This window comes from Pseudooceanicola atlanticus, from assembly GCF_000768315.1.
Lineage (GTDB): Bacteria > Pseudomonadota > Alphaproteobacteria > Rhodobacterales > Rhodobacteraceae > Pseudooceanicola > Pseudooceanicola atlanticus.
Map to the genome: position 1 here is coordinate 32,951 of NZ_AQQX01000004.1, position 22,852 is coordinate 55,802.

At 65.5% G+C, this 22,852-nt stretch carries 22 protein-coding genes; 12 read left to right on the forward strand and 10 right to left on the reverse strand.

What is annotated here, in order from left to right:
* Positions 1 to 82 precede the first annotated feature (82 nt).
* The gene (locus ATO9_RS11295) at positions 83 to 1,111 is read right to left on the reverse strand and encodes a serine hydrolase domain-containing protein (RefSeq protein WP_202902132.1); all 1,029 of its coding nucleotides are present in this window, start codon (positions 1,109 to 1,111) and stop codon (positions 83 to 85) included.
* A 180-nt stretch (positions 1,112 to 1,291) separates the two neighbouring features.
* Here ATO9_RS11295 and gap point away from each other — a divergent pair, with 180 nt between their 5' ends.
* The 3 genes from gap to ATO9_RS11310 all read left to right on the forward strand — a co-directional run bounded on the left by gap (position 1,292) and on the right by ATO9_RS11310 (position 3,591).
* Positions 1,292 to 2,293: a type I glyceraldehyde-3-phosphate dehydrogenase gene (gene gap, locus ATO9_RS11300; protein WP_043748854.1), complete on the forward strand. Its 1,002-nt coding sequence runs from the start codon at positions 1,292 to 1,294 to the stop codon at positions 2,291 to 2,293.
* 125 nt (positions 2,294 to 2,418) lie between these two features.
* Positions 2,419 to 2,562, forward strand: a complete 144-nt coding sequence (locus ATO9_RS24575) for a hypothetical protein (protein ID WP_043748857.1) — start codon at positions 2,419 to 2,421, stop codon at positions 2,560 to 2,562.
* A 24-nt stretch (positions 2,563 to 2,586) separates the two neighbouring features.
* Positions 2,587 to 3,591: an alpha/beta fold hydrolase gene (locus tag ATO9_RS11310; RefSeq protein ID WP_043748859.1), complete on the forward strand. Its 1,005-nt coding sequence runs from the start codon at positions 2,587 to 2,589 to the stop codon at positions 3,589 to 3,591.
* On the opposite strand, the gene coaD is transcribed toward ATO9_RS11310, so the two are convergent.
* From coaD to ATO9_RS11325, 3 genes are all read right to left on the reverse strand, one after another.
* Positions 3,557 to 4,051: a pantetheine-phosphate adenylyltransferase gene (gene coaD, locus ATO9_RS11315; protein ID WP_043748862.1), complete on the reverse strand. Its 495-nt coding sequence runs from the start codon at positions 4,049 to 4,051 to the stop codon at positions 3,557 to 3,559. The genes ATO9_RS11310 and coaD overlap by 35 nt on opposite strands.
* A 206-nt stretch (positions 4,052 to 4,257) precedes the next feature.
* Positions 4,258 to 4,692, reverse strand: a complete 435-nt coding sequence (locus ATO9_RS11320) for a CBS domain-containing protein (RefSeq protein ID WP_043748864.1) — start codon at positions 4,690 to 4,692, stop codon at positions 4,258 to 4,260.
* Positions 4,693 to 4,751: 59 nt separating this feature from the next.
* Entirely contained in the window at positions 4,752 to 5,669 is a 918-nt protein-coding gene (locus ATO9_RS11325) for a LysR family transcriptional regulator (RefSeq protein WP_043748867.1), read from the reverse strand.
* Positions 5,670 to 5,769: 100 nt separating this feature from the next.
* Here ATO9_RS11325 and ATO9_RS11330 point away from each other — a divergent pair, with 100 nt between their 5' ends.
* From ATO9_RS11330 to ATO9_RS11360, 7 genes are all read left to right on the forward strand, one after another.
* A complete protein-coding gene (locus tag ATO9_RS11330) occupies positions 5,770 to 7,269 on the forward strand; it encodes a CoA-acylating methylmalonate-semialdehyde dehydrogenase (RefSeq protein WP_043748870.1) in 1,500 nt (499 codons plus the stop codon).
* A 122-nt stretch (positions 7,270 to 7,391) separates the two neighbouring features.
* Positions 7,392 to 7,811: a hypothetical protein gene (locus ATO9_RS11335; RefSeq protein WP_043748872.1), complete on the forward strand. Its 420-nt coding sequence runs from the start codon at positions 7,392 to 7,394 to the stop codon at positions 7,809 to 7,811.
* Positions 7,812 to 7,891: 80 nt separating this feature from the next.
* Entirely contained in the window at positions 7,892 to 9,031 is a 1,140-nt protein-coding gene (locus tag ATO9_RS11340; RefSeq protein WP_043748873.1) for an acyl-CoA dehydrogenase family protein, read from the forward strand.
* Positions 9,028 to 10,065 carry an enoyl-CoA hydratase/isomerase family protein gene (locus ATO9_RS11345; RefSeq protein ID WP_043748874.1) on the forward strand — a complete coding sequence of 346 codons (1,038 nt, stop codon included), beginning with the start codon at positions 9,028 to 9,030 and terminating at the stop codon, positions 10,063 to 10,065. The genes ATO9_RS11340 and ATO9_RS11345 overlap by 4 nt, the downstream gene beginning before the upstream one ends.
* Positions 10,062 to 10,934: a 3-hydroxyisobutyrate dehydrogenase gene (gene mmsB / locus ATO9_RS11350; RefSeq protein WP_043748876.1), complete on the forward strand. Its 873-nt coding sequence runs from the start codon at positions 10,062 to 10,064 to the stop codon at positions 10,932 to 10,934. The genes ATO9_RS11345 and mmsB overlap by 4 nt, the downstream gene beginning before the upstream one ends.
* A 169-nt stretch (positions 10,935 to 11,103) precedes the next feature.
* Positions 11,104 to 11,523 (forward strand): hypothetical protein, encoded by a 420-nt coding sequence (locus tag ATO9_RS11355; RefSeq protein ID WP_156127848.1) that lies wholly within the window; start codon positions 11,104 to 11,106, stop codon positions 11,521 to 11,523.
* Between the two features lie 238 nt (positions 11,524 to 11,761).
* Positions 11,762 to 12,043 carry a hypothetical protein gene (locus tag ATO9_RS11360; protein WP_156127849.1) on the forward strand — a complete coding sequence of 94 codons (282 nt, stop codon included), beginning with the start codon at positions 11,762 to 11,764 and terminating at the stop codon, positions 12,041 to 12,043.
* Between the two features lie 54 nt (positions 12,044 to 12,097).
* On the opposite strand, the gene uvrA is transcribed toward ATO9_RS11360, so the two are convergent.
* Positions 12,098 to 14,995 (reverse strand): excinuclease ABC subunit UvrA, encoded by a 2,898-nt coding sequence (gene uvrA, locus ATO9_RS11365; protein WP_043748879.1) that lies wholly within the window; start codon positions 14,993 to 14,995, stop codon positions 12,098 to 12,100.
* A 157-nt stretch (positions 14,996 to 15,152) separates the two neighbouring features.
* Here uvrA and ATO9_RS11370 point away from each other — a divergent pair, with 157 nt between their 5' ends.
* On the forward strand, positions 15,153 to 15,509 hold the full coding sequence (locus tag ATO9_RS11370) for a rhodanese-like domain-containing protein (RefSeq protein WP_043748881.1): 357 nt from the start codon (positions 15,153 to 15,155) through the stop codon (positions 15,507 to 15,509).
* Between the two features lie 77 nt (positions 15,510 to 15,586).
* On the opposite strand, the gene ATO9_RS11375 is transcribed toward ATO9_RS11370, so the two are convergent.
* From ATO9_RS11375 to ATO9_RS11395, 5 genes are all read right to left on the reverse strand, one after another.
* Entirely contained in the window at positions 15,587 to 16,147 is a 561-nt protein-coding gene (locus ATO9_RS11375) for a class I SAM-dependent methyltransferase (RefSeq protein WP_043748884.1), read from the reverse strand.
* Between the two features lie 461 nt (positions 16,148 to 16,608).
* The gene (locus tag ATO9_RS11380) at positions 16,609 to 17,421 is read right to left on the reverse strand and encodes a heme ABC transporter ATP-binding protein (RefSeq protein ID WP_052418308.1); all 813 of its coding nucleotides are present in this window, start codon (positions 17,419 to 17,421) and stop codon (positions 16,609 to 16,611) included.
* A gap of 5 nt (positions 17,422 to 17,426) precedes the next feature.
* Entirely contained in the window at positions 17,427 to 18,500 is a 1,074-nt protein-coding gene (locus tag ATO9_RS11385; RefSeq protein WP_043748887.1) for a FecCD family ABC transporter permease, read from the reverse strand.
* A 4-nt stretch (positions 18,501 to 18,504) separates the two neighbouring features.
* The gene (locus ATO9_RS11390) at positions 18,505 to 19,347 is read right to left on the reverse strand and encodes a heme/hemin ABC transporter substrate-binding protein (RefSeq protein WP_043748889.1); all 843 of its coding nucleotides are present in this window, start codon (positions 19,345 to 19,347) and stop codon (positions 18,505 to 18,507) included.
* Positions 19,344 to 20,435: a hemin-degrading factor gene (locus ATO9_RS11395; RefSeq protein ID WP_052418262.1), complete on the reverse strand. Its 1,092-nt coding sequence runs from the start codon at positions 20,433 to 20,435 to the stop codon at positions 19,344 to 19,346. The genes ATO9_RS11390 and ATO9_RS11395 overlap by 4 nt, the downstream gene beginning before the upstream one ends.
* 214 nt (positions 20,436 to 20,649) lie before the next feature.
* Between ATO9_RS11395 and ATO9_RS11400 the strand changes: the two genes are divergently transcribed.
* Positions 20,650 to 22,686, forward strand: coding sequence for a TonB-dependent receptor plug domain-containing protein (locus ATO9_RS11400; protein WP_043748891.1), 2,037 nt, complete (start codon positions 20,650 to 20,652; stop codon positions 22,684 to 22,686).
* Positions 22,687 to 22,852: the final 166 nt, after the last annotated feature.

A 22,852-nucleotide genomic window follows, 5' to 3' on the forward strand; every position in this document is an offset into this window, starting at 1 on the left:
TCGACCTGCCCCGAAACAAGAAAAACGCCCCGCTGGCCTGGCCGCGGGGCGTTTTTCGTTGTGCGCTTGTCTGGACCGGGCCTCAGGCGCTGCGGGCCGCCGACAGGACGGGGCCCCGGATCAGGTCCATCAAGTCGCCGAAATAGCCCCCGGACCGGGCCGGGCGCATCGGGTCCGACGTGATGGCAACCACGGTTTCCAACTCGGGCATCACGCAGATCACCTGGCCGCCATAACCGCGCGCCAGGGCAAAGCGCCCTTCGCCCTGCCCGCCCAGGAACCAGCCATAGCCATAGGACATGCCTGAAAACGGCGACCGGCCGCGCGGTTCGAACGACCTGTCCAGCCAATCCTGGCTGATGACCCGCGTGCCATCCAGTGTGCCGCCCTGGCGCACCATTTCCCCAATCCGCAGCATCGCGCGCGGTGACAGCGCCATCTCGTTTCCGCCCATGAAACGGCCCTGCGGATCCCGCGTCCAGGGCGGGATCGACACGTCCAGCGGATTGCCAAGCCATTGCCGTGCAAGGGAAAGCAGGCTGTCGCCCGTGACCTCGGACAGGACAGCACCCAGGATATGGGTTGACCCGGTGGAATAGAGCATCCGGCCACCCGGCTCCGCCACCATCGGCCGGCCAAGCGCGTCGGCCACCCAGTTGCCGCTGGCGACCCAGGCCCCGTATTCCGGGCCCGACGTCCGCTCCAGCCCGGCGCGCAGGGTGACCAGGTCTTCGAGCGTGATATCGGCCACTTCGGGCGCCGCATTGGCCGGGATCAGGCCCGGGGCCAGTTCCCCGATTGTCGCGTCGACGCCCGGCACCACCTCGCGGTCGATCGCCGCGCCCAAGAGCAGGGCGACCAGCGTCTTGGACACCGATTTGACATTGGCGGCGGCACTCAGGCCCGGACCGCGCGGCGCCTCTGCCACGACTGTTTCGCCGCCCTGCGCCACCAGGATTGCGTGAAGCTGGTCATGGCTTCGGGCGGCCTCTGCCACGGCCTCCCACGACGTCGCGGTCTGGGCAAGGCCGGGCCGCGCCAATGCGAGGGTTGCGGTGGTCATGGCCAGAAAGGCGCGGCGGTCGGGGGCAAGGGCGTGGATCTTTGTCATGACGCACAGACATGCAGCCCCCTGCCCAACCATCAAGCAACGCCGCCTCACAATAGCGTGTCACCCTGGCCCTGCATCGCCGCAGGACCCGGTTTGCGGTGAGGGGTTATTTACCTCCCGGGCCTTATTGTATAGGCTTGTTAGCGTTAACGGAATCTTGCGCAGCGAACGGGGACCAGCATGACCACCACTCTCGCCATCAACGGGTTCGGACGGATCGGCCGCAACGTGCTGCGCGCCATAGCGGAATCCGGCCGCAAGGATGTGGAGGTCGTGGCGATCAACGACCTCTACGACACCGAAACCAACGCCCACCTGCTGCGCTTCGACTCGGTCCATGGCCGCTTTCCCGGCGAGGTGACGGAAGGCCCCGATTGGATCGACCTCGGCGCGGGCAGGATCACGGTCAGCGCGGAACGCAATCCCGCCGATCTGCCGTGGAAGGATGTGGACGTCGTGCTGGAATGCACCGGGCTTTTCACCGCCCGCGACAAGGCCGCCGCGCATCTGGATGCAGGCGCGGGGCGCGTCCTGATCTCCGCCCCCGGCAAGGAGGTCGACAATACCGTCGTGATGGGCGTCAACCATGGCTCTCTCGCGGCGGATCAGACGGTGATTTCCAACGCCTCCTGCACGACCAATTGCCTGGCACCGGTGGCCAAGGTTCTCAACGATACCGTGGGGATAGATCGCGGTTTCATGACGACCGTGCATTCCTACACGGGCGACCAGCCGACGCTGGATACCGGTCACAAGGACCTCTACCGCGCCCGCGCCGCGGCCATGTCGATGATCCCCACGACCACCGGGGCCGCCAAGGCCGTCGGCCTTGTCCTGCCGGAGCTTGCGGGCAAGCTGGACGGCGTGGCGATCCGCGTGCCGACGCCCAATGTCTCCTGCGTGGACCTGACCTTCGACGCCGGGCGTGATACCACCGTGGACGAGATCAACGAGGCGATGATCGCCGCTGCCAACGGGCCCCTGAAAGGCGTGCTGGACGTGACGGACAAGCCGCTGGTGTCGATTGACCTGAACCATGCCCCGGCCTCTTCGACCTTCGCACTGGACCAGACACGTGTGATGGACGGCCGTATGGTGCGGATCCTGACCTGGTACGACAATGAATGGGGCTTTTCCAACCGGATGGCCGACGTGGCGGCCCTGATGGGCAAGCTGGGGTGACGGCATGCTCTGCCTGAAGAACGCCGCAACTACTCGAATGCATCTTTGGTCTCATATGCCAAAAGCTTGATTTCGTTGCGGCCCTCAGGCATAGCGTGACCCCACGACATCGCACGGGGAAGCGCATGACGAATCCGATCGCTCTGGTTCTGGGCGCCATCATTCTCGCCCTGGTCTTTGTCGATTGGCAGCTCTTCGACTGGACCTACGGCCTGTTCCTGGCCCGGAAATTCGCCGAATTGCTGGAATGGATCGCCTTCTGGCGCTAATGGACGGTGCAATCGAGCTGAAAAATGCCCAATCCTACGACTGTTGTTCTGATTGGCCTGCTGGTTCTGGTGGGCTTGGTTATCCTCGGGCTGATTGCGTTTGTCTGGAATTTCAAACGCCGCGCTGAACGGCTTGCCCCGCCGCGTGGCGCCTTTACCCGCATCTCGACCGGACGGCTGCATTACCTGGATTGCGGGTCCGGACCGGCGATCGTCCTGATCCACACGCTCGACGGCAACCTGGGCCATTTCGATCTTGGCGTGATCGACGAATTGGCCAAGAATTTCAGGGTTATAGCCGTGGATCGGCCGGGGTCCGGCTATTCGGACCGGCCCACCCATGCAGGGGCCAATATCCGCACCCAGGGCCGCCAGATGATCGAGCTGATCGAGAAGCTGGAGATCGACAATCCCCTGATCGTGGGCCACGGCATCGGCGGCTCCATCGCGCTGGCGCTGGCCGTCGAACGGCCCGACCTGATCTGCGGGTTGGCGCTTTTGTCGCCTGTGTCGCTGCCCATCGACCCGGATGACGAAGTCGACGCCTTCAGCGATTACCAGATCGGCACCAATGCCTCGCGCTGGATCCAGGCCTGGACCACGGCGGTCCCGCACCGCATCCGCCATCCCGGCAACATCGAGGACCGCGTTTTCGGCCCCGATATCATGCCACCGGAATTCCTGATCAAGGGCGGCGCGATCCTGTCGCTGCGGCCGAACGCCTTCTTCAATGCCAGCCGCGACTATATGGCCCTGTTCGAGGACCTGCCCGGACTTTCCCGTGATTACAAACGCTTGGCCGTGCCCGTGCGGATCCTGTTCGGCAGCGAGGACCGCCTGCTGAACCCCGATCACCACGGCACGACGCTGGTGACGCGTTACCCGCAGATGGCGCTGAAGATGGTGGAGGGCGGACATATGCTGCCGCTCACGCATCCCGAGGATTGCGTGGCCTTCATCCGGGACAGTGCGGCGGCCCTGAAGGACCGCCGGTTCATTTCCCGAGCTTCGCCCGAAGTTTATCGTTGACCGCCGGGGTCACGAATTTCTGCACATCCCCGTCAAGCCGGCAGATCTCCTTGACCAGTTTCGAGGCGATGGCCTGGTGCTTGGCATCGGCCATCAGGAACACCGTCTCGACCTTGCTGTCGAGCGAACGGTTCATGCCAACCATTTGATATTCATACTCGAAATCAGCCACGGCGCGCAGGCCGCGAACGATGATCGACGCGCCGACATCGCGGGCGCAATGGATCAGGAGGTTCTCGAACGGGTGGGCGACAATCTCGGTCCCCGTCATTTCGGAGAGCTTGTCGCATTCCGCCTCGATCATCGCGACGCGTTCTTCCAGCGAGAAGAGAGGCCCCTTGTCACGGTTGATCGCGACGCCGATCACCAGCCTGTCTACAAGAGCGGAGGCACGGCGGATGATATCCACATGGCCGAGGGTGATGGGATCGAAGGTACCGGGGTAAAGACCAATGCGCATGGCGTCCTCTCGTCATCGCGATTTCGGCGCACGCAACATTATTGCGCCACGGAATGCAAGGGGGTGCGGGATATTAGTTTTACCGCCCGGCCTGCCCCAGGGTTAACCGACCGAACGGGACGTCGGTATCACGTCGGTATCCGGTCGGCATTGCGTCGGTGCGAAATCGGCGCCGGCGCGTCACCGCGAGGCGTAGATCGCCGTGATCAATGCCCCGCGATCATCCCTTCCAGCGCGTCGCGCTCCATCGACAATTCGTTCAGGCGCGCCTTGACCACATCGCCGATGGTGACGATGCCGATCAGCTTGCCATCCTCGACCACCGGCATGTGACGGAAGCGGCCATCGGTCATCCGGCGCAGCACCTCGTCGGCGGTGTCGCGGCGGGTGCAGCAGATCGGGTCGGCGGTCATCAGGGCGCTGGCGGCCTCTTCGAGGATCGAACCGCCACGGCGGGTCAGCGCGCGGACGATGTCACGTTCCGACAGGATGCCGTCGGCCGTGTCGCCCTTGGCCGAGATCACGACGCCCCCGATCCGTTTATCGGCCAGCAATCGCACGACCTCGGCGATTGTCGTGCCGGGCTTGGCCGTCACGACCCCGTCAATACCTTTGGATTGAAGGATTTGCTGTACGATCATCGGGGGGTCCTCCTCTGACTCCGCTGATTTTGGCGGCCCCGCGGGGGCCACTCGTACAGTTAAGCGTCTGACGCCTGCGACATTTTGTCAAGCTCGCCTTCAAGTCGAGCAACCTCCTGCCGAAGGCCTTCGGTCAGTTGTGCCGCAAAACGGTTCATCCGCTCCAGCCGCGCATCATCGGCGTGGCGCACCAGGTAGAAGGCGCGGGAAATATGGACCCGGTCGACCAGCAGCCGCTGCAATTCCGGGGCGGAGGGCAGCGCGAAGTCATGCACGATGCCCAGCCCGGCCCCCTGCCGCAGCCAGTTCAGCTGCACCAGCACCGAATTGGAGGCGAGCGAGACGCGGGTCAGGCCCAGTTCGCCCAGGTAGTCGAGTTCCTTGTCGAAGATCATGTCGGGGATGTAGCCGACCATCCGGTGCCCGTGCAGCGCGTCAAGCGTCGTGATCGGCGGGTGCCGGTCCAGGTAGCTGCGCGCGCCCGCGAGATGCAGGTGATAATCGGCGATCTTCTGCACCAGAAGGCGCCCGGCCGAAGGCGGGCTGACGGTGACGGCCATGTCGGCCTCGCGCCGGGACAGGTTGAAGAGCCGCGGCAGGGCGACGATCTGCACTTCGAGTTCCGGGTTGTCGGCGGCGATGCGGGCGCAGACCTGGGGCAGCAGGAAATTCGCCGCCCCATCCGGCGCGCCGATGCGGATCTGGCCCGACAGGCGGCCCGCCTGCCCCGCGATCTCTTCGCCCGCGGCCAGAACGGCCTGTTCGGCGCGCAGGGCGTGATCCATCAGCCGCTGGCCCGCATCGGTCAGCGCGTAGCCCTGGGGCGACTTGGCAAAGAGCGCGGCGCCGATCTGTTCCTCCAGCCGCGCGATGCGGCGGCTGACGGTGGCCGGGTCGATGCGCAGACGGCGCCCCGCCGCGGACAGGCTTTCATCGCGGGCGACACCCAGAAAAATGCGCAGATCATCCCAGTGCATGGCGGCCTACCTTTGCAAAAACGCAAAACCTCTTTGCCCTATTTCCCCTTTTCGCCGCAAAACCGCAACTCTATCCTTCGCGCAATCGATGGAGGATCCCATGCAAGAAATGACCCATTATATCGGCGGCGAACATGTCAAAGGCACGTCCGGCCGCTTTGCCGATGTCATGAACCCGGCCACCGGCGAGGTTCAGGCCAAGGTGCCGCTGGCCTCGAAAGAGGAGCTGGACAAGGCCGTCGAAGTGGCCGCCGCCGCACAGCCCGCCTGGGCCGCCGTGAACCCGCAGCGCCGCGCCCGCGTTCTGATGGCCTTTGTCGGCCTGCTGAACCGCGACATGGACAAGCTGGCCGAAGCGCTGAGCCGCGAGCATGGCAAGACCTTCCCCGATGCCAAGGGCGACGTGCAGCGCGGGCTGGAAGTGGTCGAATACTGCATCGGCGCGCCGCAGATGCTGAAGGGCGAATACACCGACAGCGCGGGCCCCGGCATCGACATCTACTCGATGCGCCAGGCGCTTGGCGTCACCGCGGGCATCACGCCCTTCAACTTCCCCGCCATGATCCCGATGTGGATGTTCGCCCCCGCCATCGCCTGCGGCAACGCCTTCATCCTGAAACCGTCGGAGCGTGACCCCTCGGTCCCGCTGATGCTGGCGGAGCTGATGGAAGAGGCCGGGCTGCCCAAGGGCATCCTGCAGGTCGTGAACGGCGACAAGGAATCGGTTGATGCGATCCTCGACAACGAGGTGATCCAGTCGGTGGGCTTCGTGGGCTCGACCCCGATCGCGGAATACATCTATTCCCGTGGCTGTGCGGCCGGCAAGCGCGTGCAATGCTTCGGCGGGGCCAAGAACCACATGATCATCATGCCGGATGCCGACATGGACCAGGCCGCCGACGCGCTGGTCGGTGCGGGCTATGGGGCTGCGGGTGAACGCTGCATGGCAATTTCGGTCGCGGTGCCGGTGGGCGATGAAACCGCCGACCGCCTGATCGAAAAGCTGATCCCGCGGGTCGAGAAACTGAAAGTCGGACCCTACACCGCCGGCGACGACGTGGATTACGGCCCCGTTGTCACCAAGGCGGCCAAGGAAAACATCCTGCGGCTGGTGCAAACGGGCGTGGATCAGGGCGCGAAGTTGGTGGTTGATGGCCGTGATTTCAGCCTGCAGGGCTACGAGGACGGTTTCTTTGTCGGCGCGCACCTGTTCGACCACGTGACCACCGACATGGACATCTACAAGACCGAGATCTTCGGCCCCGTCCTGTCCACCGTCCGCGCCAAGACCTACGAAGAGGCGCTTGGCCACGCGATGGACCACGAATACGGTAACGGCACCGCGATCTTTACCCGCGATGGCGACACCGCGCGCGACTTTGCCAACCGGATCAATATCGGGATGGTGGGTGTGAACGTGCCGATCCCGGTGCCGCTGGCCTATCACACCTTCGGCGGCTGGAAGAAATCGGCCTTTGGTGACCTGAACCAGCACGGCCCGGACGCGTTCAAGTTCTACACCCGGACGAAAACGGTGACGGCGCGCTGGCCCTCGGGCCTGAAAGAAGGCGGCGAGTTCCATTTCAAGGCAATGGACTAAGTCAAAAAGTCGCAACCTGTATACAGGCTTGGATGTAGCGTTGAACCAATCGGTCAAATATGCATTCTGGTGGGTATGGTCTATCCTGACCATACCCAGCCAGAGTGTTCCGAGCCAATTCAATGCCGCTGACCTACACAATTCTGCCCGAGATCGGACTGGTCTACGTTCGTTACTGGGGCGTGCTGAACGTGCAGGAAACGACAGAGACCTTCGCCCGGTTTTCCCGCGATCCGCTGTTCCGGCCCGATCTGAAGCATCTGATCGACATGAAGGACGTCGTCGAATACGAACGATCCTTCCTCGACCTCATGAAATTGCAGGCAAATGTCGCCGACACGATCCTGAAGGCACCCACCCCGGTGCACCTGGTCTATTACGCGCCGACCCGGATGAGCCTGTCGCTGGCCCGCACCATCCTGAAATCCTGGGACGGGCTTGGATCGGTGATCGGGCGGATCGCACAGGACGAAGAACAGGCGCTCGTGATGCTGGGGCTGGGCCATCAGCGTTTCGCCGACCTGCCGATGAACCGCGTCTGAGACGCAGACACCCCTATTGCTATCCGGATACCGCGCGGCTTTAGCGCGGCGGTTCGTGACGTTCTTGGAGGAGGACAGGAATGGATTTTGCACTGAGCGAGGAACAGCAGGCGATTTTCGACATGGCCCATGCCTTCGGCCAGGACCAGATCGCCCCCCATGCCCGCGCCTGGGAAGAGGCCGGCACCATCCCCAAAGAGCTCTGGCCCGAAGTGGGCGCCCTGGGGTTCGGCGGGCTCTATGTCTCGGAGGAGAGCGGCGGCGCGGGGCTGGGACGGCTGGACGCGACGCTGGTCTTCGAGGCGCTGTCGATGGCCTGCCCCTCGGTCGCGGCCTTCCTGTCGATCCACAACATGTGCGCCAAGATGATCGACGCCTTCGCGGATGACGCGCTTCGCGACCGGGTGATGCCGGGGATCGTGTCGATGGACACCGTCCTGTCCTATTGCCTGACCGAGCCGGGATCGGGGTCGGACGCCGCCGCGCTGAAGACCCGCGCCGAGCGCACCAATGAAGGTTACCGGCTGAACGGGACCAAGGCCTTCATCTCGGGCGGGGGATATTCCGACGCCTATGTCGTCATGGCGCGGACCGGCGACGCGGGGCCGCGCGGTGTGTCCACGCTCTATGTCGAGGACGGCACGAAGGGGCTGTCCTTCGGCGGTCTGGAGCAGAAAATGGGCTGGAAGAGCCAGCCGACGCGCCAAGTGCAGTTCGACAATTGCGATGTTTCTGGCGGCAACCTGGTTGGTGAAGAAGGTAAAGGTTTCACATATGCGATGATGGGGCTGGATGGCGGCCGTCTGAACATCTCGGCCTGTTCGCTGGGGGCGGCGCAGGCCGCGCTGGACATGACGGTGGCCTACATGGCCGAACGCCAGGCCTTCGGTCAGCCGATCAACCAGTTCCAGGCACTGCAATTCCGCCTCGCCGACATGGAGATCGAGCTTCAGGCCGCCCGCACCTTCCTGCGCCAGGCCGCGTGGAAGCTGGACCAGGGCGCGCCGGATGCGACCAAGTTCTGCGCCATGGCCAAGAAGTTCGTGACCGAGGCCGGGTCGAAGATCGTCAATCAATGCCTGCAATTGCATGGCGGTTATGGCTACCTTGCCGATTACGGGATCGAGAAGCTGTTGCGCGACCTGCGGGTGCACGAAATCCTCGAAGGCACGAACGAGATCATGCGCCTGATCGTGGCGCGTCAGATGGTGGCAGCATGAGCGAAGAGATAGATATCCGCATCGTCGGCAAGGCCGGGCGGATCACCCTGAACCGCCCCAAGGCTTTGAATTCACTGACCTATGACATGGCGATGGCGATCGACGCCGCACTGAAGGACTGGGCCGGTGATCCTGCGGTCGCGCTTGTCGTGATCGACGCGGAAGGCGACAAGGCCTTCTGCGCCGGCGGCGATATCCAACAGCTCTACGAGCGCGGCACGGCCGGGGATTACGCCTATGGCCAGACCTTCTGGCGCGACGAATACCGGCTGAACGCACGGCTTTCGGAATTCCCCAAGCCCATCGTCAGCTTCATGCAGGGCTTTGTCATGGGCGGCGGTGTCGGCGTCGGTTGCCACGTCTCGCACCGGGTGGTGGAGGACGCGACGCAGATTGCCATGCCCGAATGCGGCATCGGCCTTGTGCCCGATGTGGGCGGGTCGCTGTTGCTGGCGCGGGCGCCCGGCCGGCTGGGCGCCTATCTGGGCCTCACCGCCGCGCGGATGGGCCCCGGGGATGCGATCGCGACGGGTTTTGCCGATCTGCATATTGGGCGCGACCATTGGGGCGGGCTGATATCCGATCTTGAAAATACCGGAGATATCAGCGCTCTGGACGGCAAAGCTCATGCAAATAGCGCGACGCCTTTGATGGAGAACTTCACCCAGGTCAACGATCTGTTCACCGGCGACCTGGAGGCGATCCGCGCCGCGCTTGCCGCGGCCGAGGGCGATTTCGCGGCATCCGCGGCCAAGGCCGTGGGGCGCAACTCTCCCCTCGCCATGGCCTGCACGCTGGAGATGCTGGCCCGGCTGGAGGGTGTGACCGACCTGCGCGAGGCGCTGGCGCTGGAATACCGCTTCACCGCCCGGGCGATGGAGCATGGCGATTTCCTGGAAGGCATCCGCGCGCAGATCATCGACCGGGACCGCAACCCGCAGTGGAAACACGACACGGTCGCCGCCGGGGACGTGGCGGCGATGCTCGCGCCCCTTGGCGCGGAAGAGCTGACTTTCGAGGAGGAAAGATCATGAAAATCGGATTCATCGGATTGGGCAACATGGGTGGCCCGATGGCCGCCAACCTGGCCAAGGCCGGGCACGAGGTTACGGGCTTTGACACCGCGAGCGTGTCGGTCGAGGGCGTGAGCCTGGCCGCCACGGCGGCCGAGGCCGCTGCGGGCCGCGACGTGGTGATCACGATGCTGCCCAATGGCCAGATCCTGCGCGCGGTTGCAGGCGACATCGTCCCGGCGATGGATGCGGAGACGGTGTTCTTGGATTGTTCGACCGTCGATGTCGCCTCGGCGCGCGACGTGGCGGAACAGGCTGAAAAGGCGGGACTTCTGCCGCTGGACGCACCGGTTTCCGGCGGTGTTGGCGGGGCGCAGGGCGGCACACTGACCTTTATGGTCGGCGGCTCCGAAGCGGCGTTTACGAAGGCGAAACCCCTTTTCGACATAATGGGCCAGAAGGCGGTTCATTGTGGGCCGTCCGGAAACGGTCAGGCGGCGAAGATCTGCAACAACATGATCCTCGGCGTGACCATGATCGCGACGTGCGAGGCCTTTGCCCTGGCGGACAAGCTGGGCCTCGACCGGCAGGCGATGTTCGACGTGGTCTCCACCTCGTCGGGCTACAGCTGGACGATGAACGCCTATTGCCCGGCGCCGGGCGTGGGGCCGCAATCGCCGGCGGACAATGGCTATCAGCCCGGCTTTGCCGCGGACCTGATGCTGAAAGATCTGCGCCTGTCGCAACAGGCGGCAGAGGCGGCGGATGCGGATACCCCCATGGGGGCCGCGGCTGCGGCGCTCTATGCCCAATTCGTCGAAGACGAGGATGGCGCAGGGCGCGATTTCTCGGCCATGCTGCCCCGGTTCGAAGGACGCGGGCGCGGCTGAGGACACAAGACGCGGGTCGGACCGGTTGAGGCTGGTCCGGCGGCGGTTTCGCAACATGGCGGGCCAGAAGGCCTGTCCAAGGCATGGGCAAAGTCCTGCCATAGCGATTGCCGCGAGGGAACCGAACAGGGCGATGGCGACTTGATCCCCCAAGAATTGGAGGTTCGAGATGAAGAAACTGATGATTTCCGCCCTCGCCCTGTCCCTGGCCGCACCGGTCATGGCGCAGGCCAATCCCGGCAAGGGGAACGGTCACGCCAAGGGCAATGGCAACCAGGCCGTGCAACAGGTCCGCGCGCCCGGCAACGTCGCCAATTGCCCGCCCGGACTGGCCAAGAAGAACCCGCCATGCGTCCCGCCGGGGCAGGCGAAGAAGCTGAACGGCTACGACGATTACAGCCTGCGCGTGGGTGACGTGCTGGACCCGGACGGGTTCGGTGACCGCTACATCCTGGTGCGCGATCCGGGTGGCTACGGGCTGGACCCCTATGGCACCTATTACCGCGTCGGTGAAAACGTGTACCGCGTGGACCGGGAAACCCAGGAAGTGTTGGCACTTGTCGGTGCAGTCACGGCGGTCCTGAACTGATTGTTTCCAAATCGCGTCTTTTCCCCCCTTGCCGCGACGTGTCAAAGTTGACGCGTCGCTGCTTGGGGGAGCGCGCATGCCAAGACCTGCCATTCTGGGCCTAGTATCGGCCCTTTGCCTGACGATCCCAGTCACGGAGGCTTCCGCACAATGTGCGGCGAGTGGCGCGCGTGTGCGTTGCGTCTACACCGGCCCATCGGCGGACGCCGGCGACCGCAGGGATATCGGGGCCCGTTTCGTGACCGCGACGCGACCCGCGGCTGGTTCGGCTGACGGCGTGCGGCGCGTGGGCCGGGTTGTGTGGCCCCTGCCCCGGACCCATTCCTCACCTGACCGCATCTACACGACCGGAGAGGTCCTGCCGGGCGATGTGCTGATCCTGATCGATCCGACGCGGTATGGCCTACCGAGGCCGCGCGACGGGTGGACCTATTTCCAGATGGGCCGCCAGATTTACCGCGCCACCATGCGGGGGCGCGAGGTTTTGAACCACGTCAATCCGCATATCGCCGGGTATTGAGAACCGGCCCCGGCTGACCGTCGCCAAATGAATGAGCGCTTGAAACGCGGCGGATCACTCCGCCGCGACGCGCCCGGCCTTGAGCATCGGTTTCAGGTAATGGCCGGTATGGCTGCGCTCGACCTCGGCCACATCTTCGGGCGTGCCGGTGGCCACGACCTCACCGCCGCCATCACCGCCTTCTGGGCCGATATCGATCAGCCAGTCGGCGGTCTTGATGACGTCGAGATTGTGTTCGATCACCACGACGGAATTGCCCTGATCGACCAATTCATGCAGCACTTCCAATAGCTTGCGCACGTCTTCGAAATGCAGACCGGTGGTCGGTTCGTCGAGGATATAGAGCGTGCGACCGGTCGACCGTTTGGCCAGTTCCTTGGACAGCTTGACGCGCTGCGCCTCTCCGCCCGAAAGGGTCGTGGCCTGCTGGCCGACCTTGATATAGCCGAGGCCCACGCGCACCAGCGCATCCATCTTTTCGCGGATCGAGGGCACGGCAGAGAAAAACTCCTGCGCATCCTCCACCGTCATGTCGAGCACATCGGCGATGGACTTGCCCTTGAACTTGATCTCGAGCGTTTCGCGGTTGTAGCGCGCGCCCTGGCAGGTCTCGCAGGTGACGTAGACATCCGGCAGGAAGTGCATCTCGATCTTGATGACACCGTCGCCCTGGCAGGCCTCGCAGCGGCCGCCCTTGACGTTGAAGCTGAACCGACCGGGCTTGTAACCCCTTGCTTTCGCTTCGGGAAGTCCGGCGAACCAGTCGCGGATCGGGGTGAAGGCGCCGGTATAGGTGGCGGGGTTCGACCGCGGGGTGCGCCCGATGGGGCGCTGGTCGATATCGATCACCTTGTCGAGATGTTCCAGCCCCTTGATCGTCTCGCAGGGCGCGGGCGTCTGGCGCGCGCCGTTCAGCCGCATCGAGGCTGTCTTGAACAGCGTTTCGATCGTCAGGGTCGACTTGCCGCCGCCCGACACCCCGGTCACGCAGAGAAACTTGCCCAGCGGGAAATCCACCGTGACGTTCTTGAGGTTGTTGCCGGTCGCCTTCGACACGGTCAGCTTTTTCTTGTTGCCTTTCCGACGCTTGGCCGGAACCGCAATCTCGCGCGTGCCGGCAAGGTACTGCCCCGTCAGGCTGGCGGGATCGGCGGTGATCTCGTCCGGGGTGCCCTTGGACACGACGTTGCCGCCATGCACGCCCGCGCCCGGGCCGATGTCGAAGACGTAATCGGCCTCGCGGATCGCTTCCTCGTCATGTTCGACGACGATCACGGTGTTGCCCTGGTCGCGCAGGTTCTTGAGCGTGGTCAGAAGCCGGCCATTGTCGCGCTGGTGCAGCCCGATGGAGGGTTCGTCCAGCACGTAAAGCACGCCGGTCAGCCCCGACCCGATCTGCGAGGCCAGCCGGATCCGCTGGCTTTCGCCGCCCGACAGCGTGCCGGAATTGCGCGACAGGGTCAGGTATTCCAGCCCGACATTATTCAGGAACCCAAGGCGTTCACGGATTTCCTTGAGGATCGCGCGGGCGATTTCGTTCTTCTGGTTGGTCAGGTTGTCGGGGACGGTCTGGCACCAATCATAGGCCTCGCGGATCGATTTCTCGACCACGTTGCCGATATGGAGCAGGTTGTCCGCATCGCCGGAGGGACCGATGCGCACCGCCAGCGCCTCTTCCTTGAGGCGGTAGCCGTCGCAGGTGCCGCAATGGCGGTTGTTCTGGTATTGCTCGAATTCCTCGCGGATCCAGTTGCTGTCGGTCTCGCGGTAGCGGCGTTCCATGTTGGGAATGACGCCTTCGAAGGTGCGGGAGACCTGGTAGACGCGCCCGCCCTCGTCATAGCGGAACTGGATTTCCTCGTCGCCGGAGCCGTGCAGGAAGACCTGCTGGACATGGGCCGGCAGGTCCTTCCAGCGGGTTTTCGGGTCGAATTCGTAATGCTTGGCGATGGCTTCGATCGTCTGCAGGAAATAGGGCGACTTGCCCTTGCGCCAGGGCGCCAGCGCGCCGTCGGCGATGCGCAGGGTGGCGTCGGGCACGATCAGCCGTTCGTCGAAGAAGAGCTCGACCCCAAGGCCGCCGCAATCCGGGCAGGCCCCGAAAGGCGCGTTGAAGGAAAACAGCCGCGGTTCGATCTCAGGGATGGTGAAGCCACTGACGGGACAGGCGAATTTCTCGGAGAAGGTGAAGCGTTCGGGCTCGGGCTCCACCCCGTCGTCATCGGCGCGCGGTGCGGTTTCGAGGATCGCGATCCCGTCGGCCAGGTCCAGCGCGGTGCGGAAACTGTCGGCCAGCCGCGTTTCCATGCCTTCGCGCACGACGATCCGGTCGACGACCACGTCGATGTCATGGCGGAACTTCTTGTCCAGCGTGGGCGGTTCGTCCAGTTCATAGAACGATCCGTCGACCTTGACCCGCTGGAATCCCTGCTTTCGCAGTTCCTGGAATTCCTTTTTGTATTCGCCCTTCCGGTCGCGGATGATCGGGGCGAGGAGATAGCCGCGCGTGCCCTCTTCCATCCCCATGACGCGGTCGACCATGTCCTGGACCTGCTGCGCCTCGATCGGCTGGCCGGTGGCGGGGCTGTAGGGCGTGCCGACGCGGGCAAAGAGCAGACGCAGGTAGTCGTAGATCTCGGTCACCGTGCCGACGGTGGAGCGCGGGTTCTTGGACGTCGTCTTCTGTTCGATGGAAATCGCTGGGCTGAGGCCCGAGATGTGATCGACGTCGGGCTTTTCCATCATGTCGAGGAACTGGCGCGCATAGGCGGACAGGGATTCGACATAGCGGCGCTGGCCCTCGGCATAGATCGTGTCGAAGGCGAGCGACGACTTACCCGAGCCGGAAAGCCCGGTGATCACAACGAGTTCGTTGCGCGGAATATCCACGTCGATGGATTTGAGGTTGTGTTCGCGCGCGCCGCGCACCTCGATGTTCTTCAGCTCGGCCATGGGCCCCCCGGGGATGATTGCCCTAGAAATAGTCGAGACCCCGCGCCCGTCCAAGCGAAAAAGAAGAACATTTCGTGAACTTTCGCAGGCAGGTCTTCACATTCCATTTCTTGAATGCTATATGCGTCGGGAACCGGCATTCCACAGGAGCCCCAAGATGCTGTCCCTCTTTTCCCGCAGCCCGGCGCAACCGGGCCTCACCGCCGCCGATGTCGTCGCCGACCCCGATGGCATCCTTGTTCTGGACGTGCGCGAGCATGGCGAGGTTTCGGCCTCGGGCAAGGCCAAGGGCGCGTTGCACATCCCCTTGATGATGCTGCAATTCCGCGCCGATCCGGCGCATCCCGATCACGAACCGCTGTTGCAGCGCGATGCGCGGATCGCCGTCTACTGCGCCTCTGGCGGGCGGTCCCATGGCGCTGTGCAGATGCTGCGCAAGCTGGGCTATGACGACGTCCACAATATCGGCGGACTGGGTCACTGGGCCCAGGCCGGCGGCGCGATCGAGCGTTGAAAAATTGGGCGGGGGCCGGTTTTCGCCGGTCCCTGCGTCGCTTTGTCCGGCCCTGATCCGCAGGGATCCGGGGCCGGTCAGGTCTTCTGGGCGATGGCCCAGGTCACCATCGGGAAATCCGGATCGTCCGTCAGGTCGTCCTCGCCCTCGCGGTATTCCGGCGGCCAGGGCGTTTCCAGGTTGCGCTGCGCCGCATGCCGATTGCCCCATTGCGCGGAGCGGATCGCGCTGTCCTCGAACCCGCATTCGATCAGCAGGTTCTTCATCCCCCGCGCCGACCACCGCGAACAGTCGATCGGAGCGCCGTGATAGGGGATGAAGAAGGGCGTGGCGACGTAGAAATGCGCGCCCTTCCGCAGCATCTTGTAGACGTTCTTGGTCGCCGCGTAGGGGCGGTCGAGGTGTTCCCACACCTGGTCGGCGATGATCAGGTCGAACTTGCGCGGCTTGCCGTCGGCATCGGTGAAGGGGCCTTCGCAGATGTCGTAGTCCGGGTAGCGGAACTGGTCGTAGGACTTGAACTTGAAGCTTTCCCCCCATTTGCCCGAGATCTCGGCCACGCGGAGTCGGTCGGGCCCCAAGGCATTGACCCATTGGCGCGAGGATTTTCGCATGACGATGCGGTTGATGCTGGGCATGGGCGGTCTCCTTGCCCGGCACTGAAGCAAGCGGGGGGACGCGACGCAAGCGCCGGGGCGGGTGTTCGGGGATGTCAGTTCCGGGGTGTGCGGTCAGGGCCTCAGATCCGGGGCAAGGCCATCGGGGTGGCACTGTCGCACCACCCCGCGGGCCCCGGCGGCATGGGCCGGAGGGCTGCCCCAAACCAGCCTTGTCCGACCGCCACCAGGACGTGGGTTGTCAGGGGTTGTTGGCCGTATTGCCGCCCGTCTGCAGCGACCTGGACGCGGAATGCCAAGGGCAGTCCCCGGCCGCGGGTGGGGGCGAGAGCCCCCGCCCAGGCGGGCGGTCGGGGGCTGCCCGGCGGTGCCCGCCGGGCGCGAGGCAGGATCGGAGATACGCGTGACGCCGTGGCGCGCCCCGGCGAGCAGAGGGAGAGAAGATATGATTGGCGTTGCCCCGCGCTCCATGCAGCCTCCCCTCACAACGGCGGCGGCAGGACGACGGGCAGGTCGGTCTGCGGGTGCCGGCCGACCGTGACATCGCAGCCATAGGCGCGCGACAGCGTCTCGGCCGTGATGATCTGCGACACCGGACCGTCGGCCAGCACGCGGCCCGCCTTCAGCACCAGCACCCGGTCGGCAAAGAGCGCGGTGAGGTTGAGGTCATGCATCACCGCCAGCACGCCGCCTCCGGCCCGGGCATGGTCACGGGCGATGCGGATCACCTGCATCTGATGCGCGATGTCGAGGGCCGAGACAGGTTCATCTAGGAACAGCCAGCGCGGCCCGTCGGGACCGGACGGATCGCGCACCTGAAGCAGCACGCGGGCCAGTTGAACCCGTTGCTGTTCGCCGCCCGAAAGCTCCTGGTAGAACCGGCCGCCGTAATCGCCCAGCCCGACCTCGGCCAGGGCATGGCGGATCGGCACCGGGTCGCGGGCGGCGGGGCGGTCAAGGCCGACGACCTCGGCCACGGTGAAGGGGAAGGACAGCGGCGTTGCCTGCGGCAGCACCCCGCGCATCCCCGCCAGTTCATGCGGCGCCATACCCGACAGGTCACGCCCGCCCAGGCGGATCGTGCCGGTATGGCCGATCTCTCCGGTCAGGGCGCGCAGGAGGGTCGTCTTGCCCGACCCGTTGGGCCCGACGATGCAGGTCACCTGCCCCGTCGCCGCCCCCATGTCGATGCCGTCGAGGATCGTCTTGCGCCCCAGCTGCACACCGACATTTCGGGCGGTGAGGCCTGTTTCGGTCGCCGGGTCGGAGGACGGGTCCGGGTGGATGTCGGTCATCAGGGTCACAGGTCCAGTGCTCCTTTCTGGCGGAAGAGGATCCACAGGAAGACCGGCGCACCCAGAACGGCGGTGACGATCCCGATGGGCAGTTCCGACGGAGCGATAATCGTACGGGACACGATATCGGCGAGCAGCAGCAGCGCAGCACCCAGCAGGGCCGAATTGACCAGCAGGTGCCGGTGATCGGGGCCGGATGCGAGGCGCAGCAGGTGCGGCACGACGATGCCGACGAACCCGATGCCGCCCGACATGGCGACGGCGGCACCGGTGGCGGCGGCGACCGACAGGATCGCCACGTTCTTGACCCGCTGGACATGGATGCCGAGGTGGAAGGCCGCCGCCTCGCCCAGGGCCAGCGCGTTCAGGCCACGGGCCAGGAAGGGTGCGGCGATCAGCGCGGGCAGCATGATCGGCAGACCGGTCAGCACCTTGGACCAGGTGGCCCCGGCCAGCGATCCCAGCCCCCAGAAGGTCAGGTCGCGCAGCTGGGCGTCATTGGCCATGTAGACCAGGATGCCCGACACCGCGCCGGCCAGCGCCCCAAGGGCGATGCCTGCCAGCAGCATCATCGCGACCGAGGTCCGCCCGGCCCGCGTCGCCACGCGATACAGCAGCAGGGTCGACCCCCAGCCGCCGAGGAACGCCGCGGCGGGCACGATGTAATAGCCAAGCGCATCGGCCAGCGCGACGGGCAGCAGCCCCGCCAGCACGATGGCGGCAATCGCGCCAAGGCCCGCCCCTGCCCCGACCCCGACGATGCCGGGATCGGCCAGCGGGTTGCGGAACAGCCCCTGCATCAGTGCACCGGACACGGCGAGCGAGGCGCCCACCCCGATGCCCAGCAGGGTGCGGGGCACGCGGATTTGCCACAGGATGACACGGTCGGCCAGGGCGATCTCCTCGCCCCGGGCCAGGGCCGCGAGGGTCGACCAGAGCGACGTGCCCGCCGCCCCGATCGCCAGGCTGAGCAGCACCGCACCGGCCAGCATCAGGGCCAGCAGGATGGTCAGCAGACGCGCGCGGTCGGCGCGGTCTCCGCTGGCCTCGGCGGAGGCGGAAAAGCCGATCGCGACCATCCGATCAGCCCTGCACGTGCGACAGCGCCCGGGCCAGGTCGCGCACCGCCTGCGGCGTGCGCACCGAGAAGCCCAGCAGGTACATGCCGTTCATCCGCACGACGGCGCGATTGGCCGCCGCCGGCGTGGTGGAAATCGCCGGATGGGCCAGCAGCTGATCGTTGGCGGCGGCGTGGTCGCCGTCGCGGTCCATCATCAGGATGACATCGGGGGCAGCCTGGGCCACGGCCTCGTCCGTCAGGGGCTTGTAGCCCTCGAAGGCGTCGACCGCGTTGGTCGCCCCGGCCAGCCGGATGATCCCGTCGGCGGCGGTGCCGGTGCCGGAGGCCAGCACCCTGCCCCCCTGCATGGACAGGATGAAGAGCACCCGCTTGCCCGAGGCGTCGATGCCGTCAAGCGCGGTGTCGAGGTCGCTGGCCACCTGGTCGGCCAGCGCCTGCGCCTTTTCCGGCACGTCCAGCGCCGCGCCCACCGTGGTGATCTTGGACAGGATCGCGTCGCGGGTGAAGCCGTCGGGCACCTCGGCGAAGGGGATGGCGGCGCTTTTCAGCAGCTCCACCGCTTCGGGCGGGCCGGCGCCCTCCTCGGCCAGGATCAGGTCGGGCGACACCGACAGGACCCCTTCGGCGGACAGGGCGCGGATATAGCCGACATCCGGCAACTCTTCCGCGGCCGCCGGGTGGTCGGACGTCGTGTCGCGGGCGACAAGGCGGTCTTCTTCGCCCAGGGCATAGACAATCTCGGTCACGGCCCCGCCGAGCGAGACAACGCGCGAGGCTGGATCGGCCAGCGCCTGCCCGGCCAGCGCCGCGGTGAAGGACAGGGTCAGAAGCGCGGGACGGATCATTCCGCCACCTCTGCCGCCGGGGCGTTGTCCGCATCCTGTGCGTCATCTGCAGAGGGCATGGAGGCGACAAGCTCCATCCAGGCGTCGTTATGGTCGACCTCGGCGGTGCGGTGGCCGAAGACCTGGGTGATCAGGCCGCCCTGGGCATCGAAAGCCTCGACCGAGACGGCAGGGCCACGGCGGGTCGGCTTGGTGACGGCCCAGACCTCGGCCACGTGATCGCCGCGCAGGTGCATGTCGAAGCCCGGATCGAGCACGTTGAGCCACGGCCCCATGGTCGAGATCGGGCCGATCGGGCCGGACTTGATCTGGATGCAGCCTTGGTTGCCGACGAAGATCATCCCCGGCACCCCGGTTTCGCCCATCCGGATCAGCAGCGCGCCCAGCCCTTCGGCGTTCAGGCGGCGGGCATAAGGCTCACCGGCCATGCGGTAGGCGCCCAGCCGGTTGATCTTGAGCCGCCGGGTCAGCATCAGGAACTGGTGGGTGTCGGTCAGCGCATCCCATTCCTGGCGCAGCTTGTCGGCCTTTTCGGGATCGGTGCGGGCGTCTTCGACGGCGGGGCGCGGTGCCGTTTCCAGCCGGTCGGAGCTGTCGCCGGTCGCGAGGCTGTCGCGCAGCGCATCCCAGTCGGAGGGGTCGGCATCGAGCGGCAGGTAGACCTTGTGGATCGCGTCACCGGCGGCATCGAAGACCTGGAAGGACCGGCGCAGGCCCTGCTTGGTCTCGGCCTCGACCGCGAAGCCGTGCACCCAGTGCTTGGGGAAGATCCGCAGGTCAATCTCGTCGCCCAGCACCAGCGCGGCGTGATCCCCGGCGCGGTAGCCGCCATAGGTGCCGTGCACCTCGGAGACGATGGAATCGTTGCGCGTCAGGGCCATCAGCCGGCCAAGGCTTTCCAGCCCGGGCAGCAGGCGGTCGGGGTTCGGGTCGATCCGGGTGACGCCATGGCCGGTGCGCGCGGCCAGCAGATGCGCCTCGGACACCGAAAGCGATTCTGCCAGGTCACGGGGGCGCAGGGTTGCCTCGGCCTGGGCCTGGCGCAGCGCCTGGGGGTCGTTTGCGGGAATATCGGTTTGCACAGCCATCGTGGGATCCTTTGCGTGCTGGCGGTTGAGACCTGGTCAGCTGGCGCGCGGATGCGGCTGGCGAGCCGGATCGGATTGACCCGGCGACATTTGTTGACAACTTTAGTCAGATAAAATAGCCAATGCAAGAGCCGGGCCCATCAACCGGCCAAAATCATTCAAAAATCGCCAGCCCCGCGCCAGCCGAACCCACGAAAAACTGGAAGGGGACACTATGCCCGTGCAATCCATGCGCGCGCTGCTGATGTGCAGCGCCGCCCTTTGTCTTGGTGCCCAGAGCGCTGCCGCGCAGGACCAGACAGACCCAACCCTCGCCACCCAGGACACGATTGTGCTGGAGGCGATCAACGTCGACAGCAAACGCGCCGTCCAGACCGATGAGACAACCTCCGAGACCGTGGTCGACGCCGAAGAGATCGAGGATCGGCAGGCTGGCACCATCGCCGAACTGGTCGATAGTGTCCCCGGCGTGAACCTGATCAACGGCGGCTCGCCCGTCGGATCGGGGATCAACATCCGCGGCTTTGGCGCCGGCGGCACCTATGGCACCGACCAGAAGGTCGGCATCCAGGTCGGCGGCGCGGCCAAGGGCAGCGAAGAGCTGTACCGGATCGGCACGCAGCTGTTCACCGATCCCGCGCTCTACCGCGAGGCGGTGGTCAAGCGCGGCATGGGCGGCACCTTCGAATACGGGTCGGGCAATTTCGGCGGCCTGCTGCTGCTGGAACCGATCCAGGCCAGCGACATGACCGGCGGCGAAGACGGCGTGCGGCTGCGCCAGACGCTGCAATATTCCTCGAACGGGGACGGACTGGTCAGCTCCACCACCGGGGCGGTGCAGCATGGCAACCTGGAAGTGCTGGGGAATTACACCTACCGCAAGGAAGGCATCACCACCGATGGCTCCGGCGTGGCGCGGTCCTTGCAGGGCTACGAACTGCCCTCCTGGCTGGTCAACGGACGGCTGACCTTCGGCGATGCGGATCAGCACGAGATCAGCCTGCTGCTGTCGGAAACCCAGACCGACGAGTCGGACGTGCCCTACGATTCCTTCGGCACCACCGGCGGCAGCTTTGGCAACGTGGACCGGCAGACGCGGGACAAGACCGCCGTGCTGCGCTACGATTTCAATGCGCCGGATACGGACCTGGTGAACCTGCGGGTGGAATTGTCCTATTCCGATCAGCAGATCGACCAGGAATACGTGCCCGGAAGCTCTACCTGCGAAGGCCCGGGCATGCCCTGCGGGATGCCCTTTCCGGCCGGTGGCTTTGCCTCGGTCAATGCCGATCACCGTTACCAGACGACCGGCCTCACGGTGCGCAACGTGGCGCGGTTCGACACCGGATCCATCGCGCATGAACTGCGCACCGGGGTGCAGTATTCGCATCGCGAACGGCTGGACGCGGCCTCCGCCCCCGGCGGGATCGACGAACGCGTCGCGGTCTTTGCGGTGGACGAGATGCTGATCGGCAATGCCGTCACGCTGATGCCCGAACTGCGCTACGAACATCAGCAGATCGGCGGCGCGACCTATGGCAATTACACCAATGACGCGCTGATGGGCGGGATCTCGGGCTCTGTCGCGCTTGGCGGCGGGTTCAAGATGCTCGCCGGTGCCTGGTACAACGAGAACCTGCCGATCCTCGACGACCTGAGCACGCCCGCCTACATGACCCAGTCCGAGAAGGCGACGACCTACGAGGTCGGCTTTGCCTATGACGGGGTCGACGTTCTGGCCGCGGGCGATGCGCTGGCCTTCAAGGCGGTGGCCTACCGGACCAACATGTGGGACGTCACCAGCTATACCACGCCGACACGGGTGCCCTACACCACGGTCGACCTGGAAGGCATCGAGATCGAGGCAGCCTGGTCCCATGGCTCGGGCTTCTATGTCGACATGAACGCCAATATCGCGCGCGGCAGCGGGTCCGCGGCGGGCACGCGCTACGATTGGGGCGGCATCCCGGCGGACGAACTGCGCCTGACGCTGGGAAAGAAGTGGGACGACACGTTCGACGTCAGCTGGGAGATGGTGGCCGCGGCCGACATGACCCGTTCGACCACCCCGACGCCGGGCTACGCGGTGCACAACCTGCGTGCCGTCTACCGCCCCGAAGCGGGCGTGCTGCGCGGGGCCGAGATCCGCGTGGGCGTCGAGAACCTCTTCGACCGCGACTACCGCCCGCACCTGGCCACCCGCCAGGCCACCGGCCGCAACATCAAGGTCACGCTGGCCAAGACGTTCTGATCGGGCCGACCGGCCCCCTGCCCTGAAAAAGAAGGACCCGGCGCCATGGCGACCGGGTCCTTTGCGTTTGGGAGTGGGTGTCGGGCGACCTGAAGACCTTGGCGGCCGATCTGCCGAATACTTTTTCCCGGCAAAATCTGGTAGGATGCCAACATACCGGACAAAT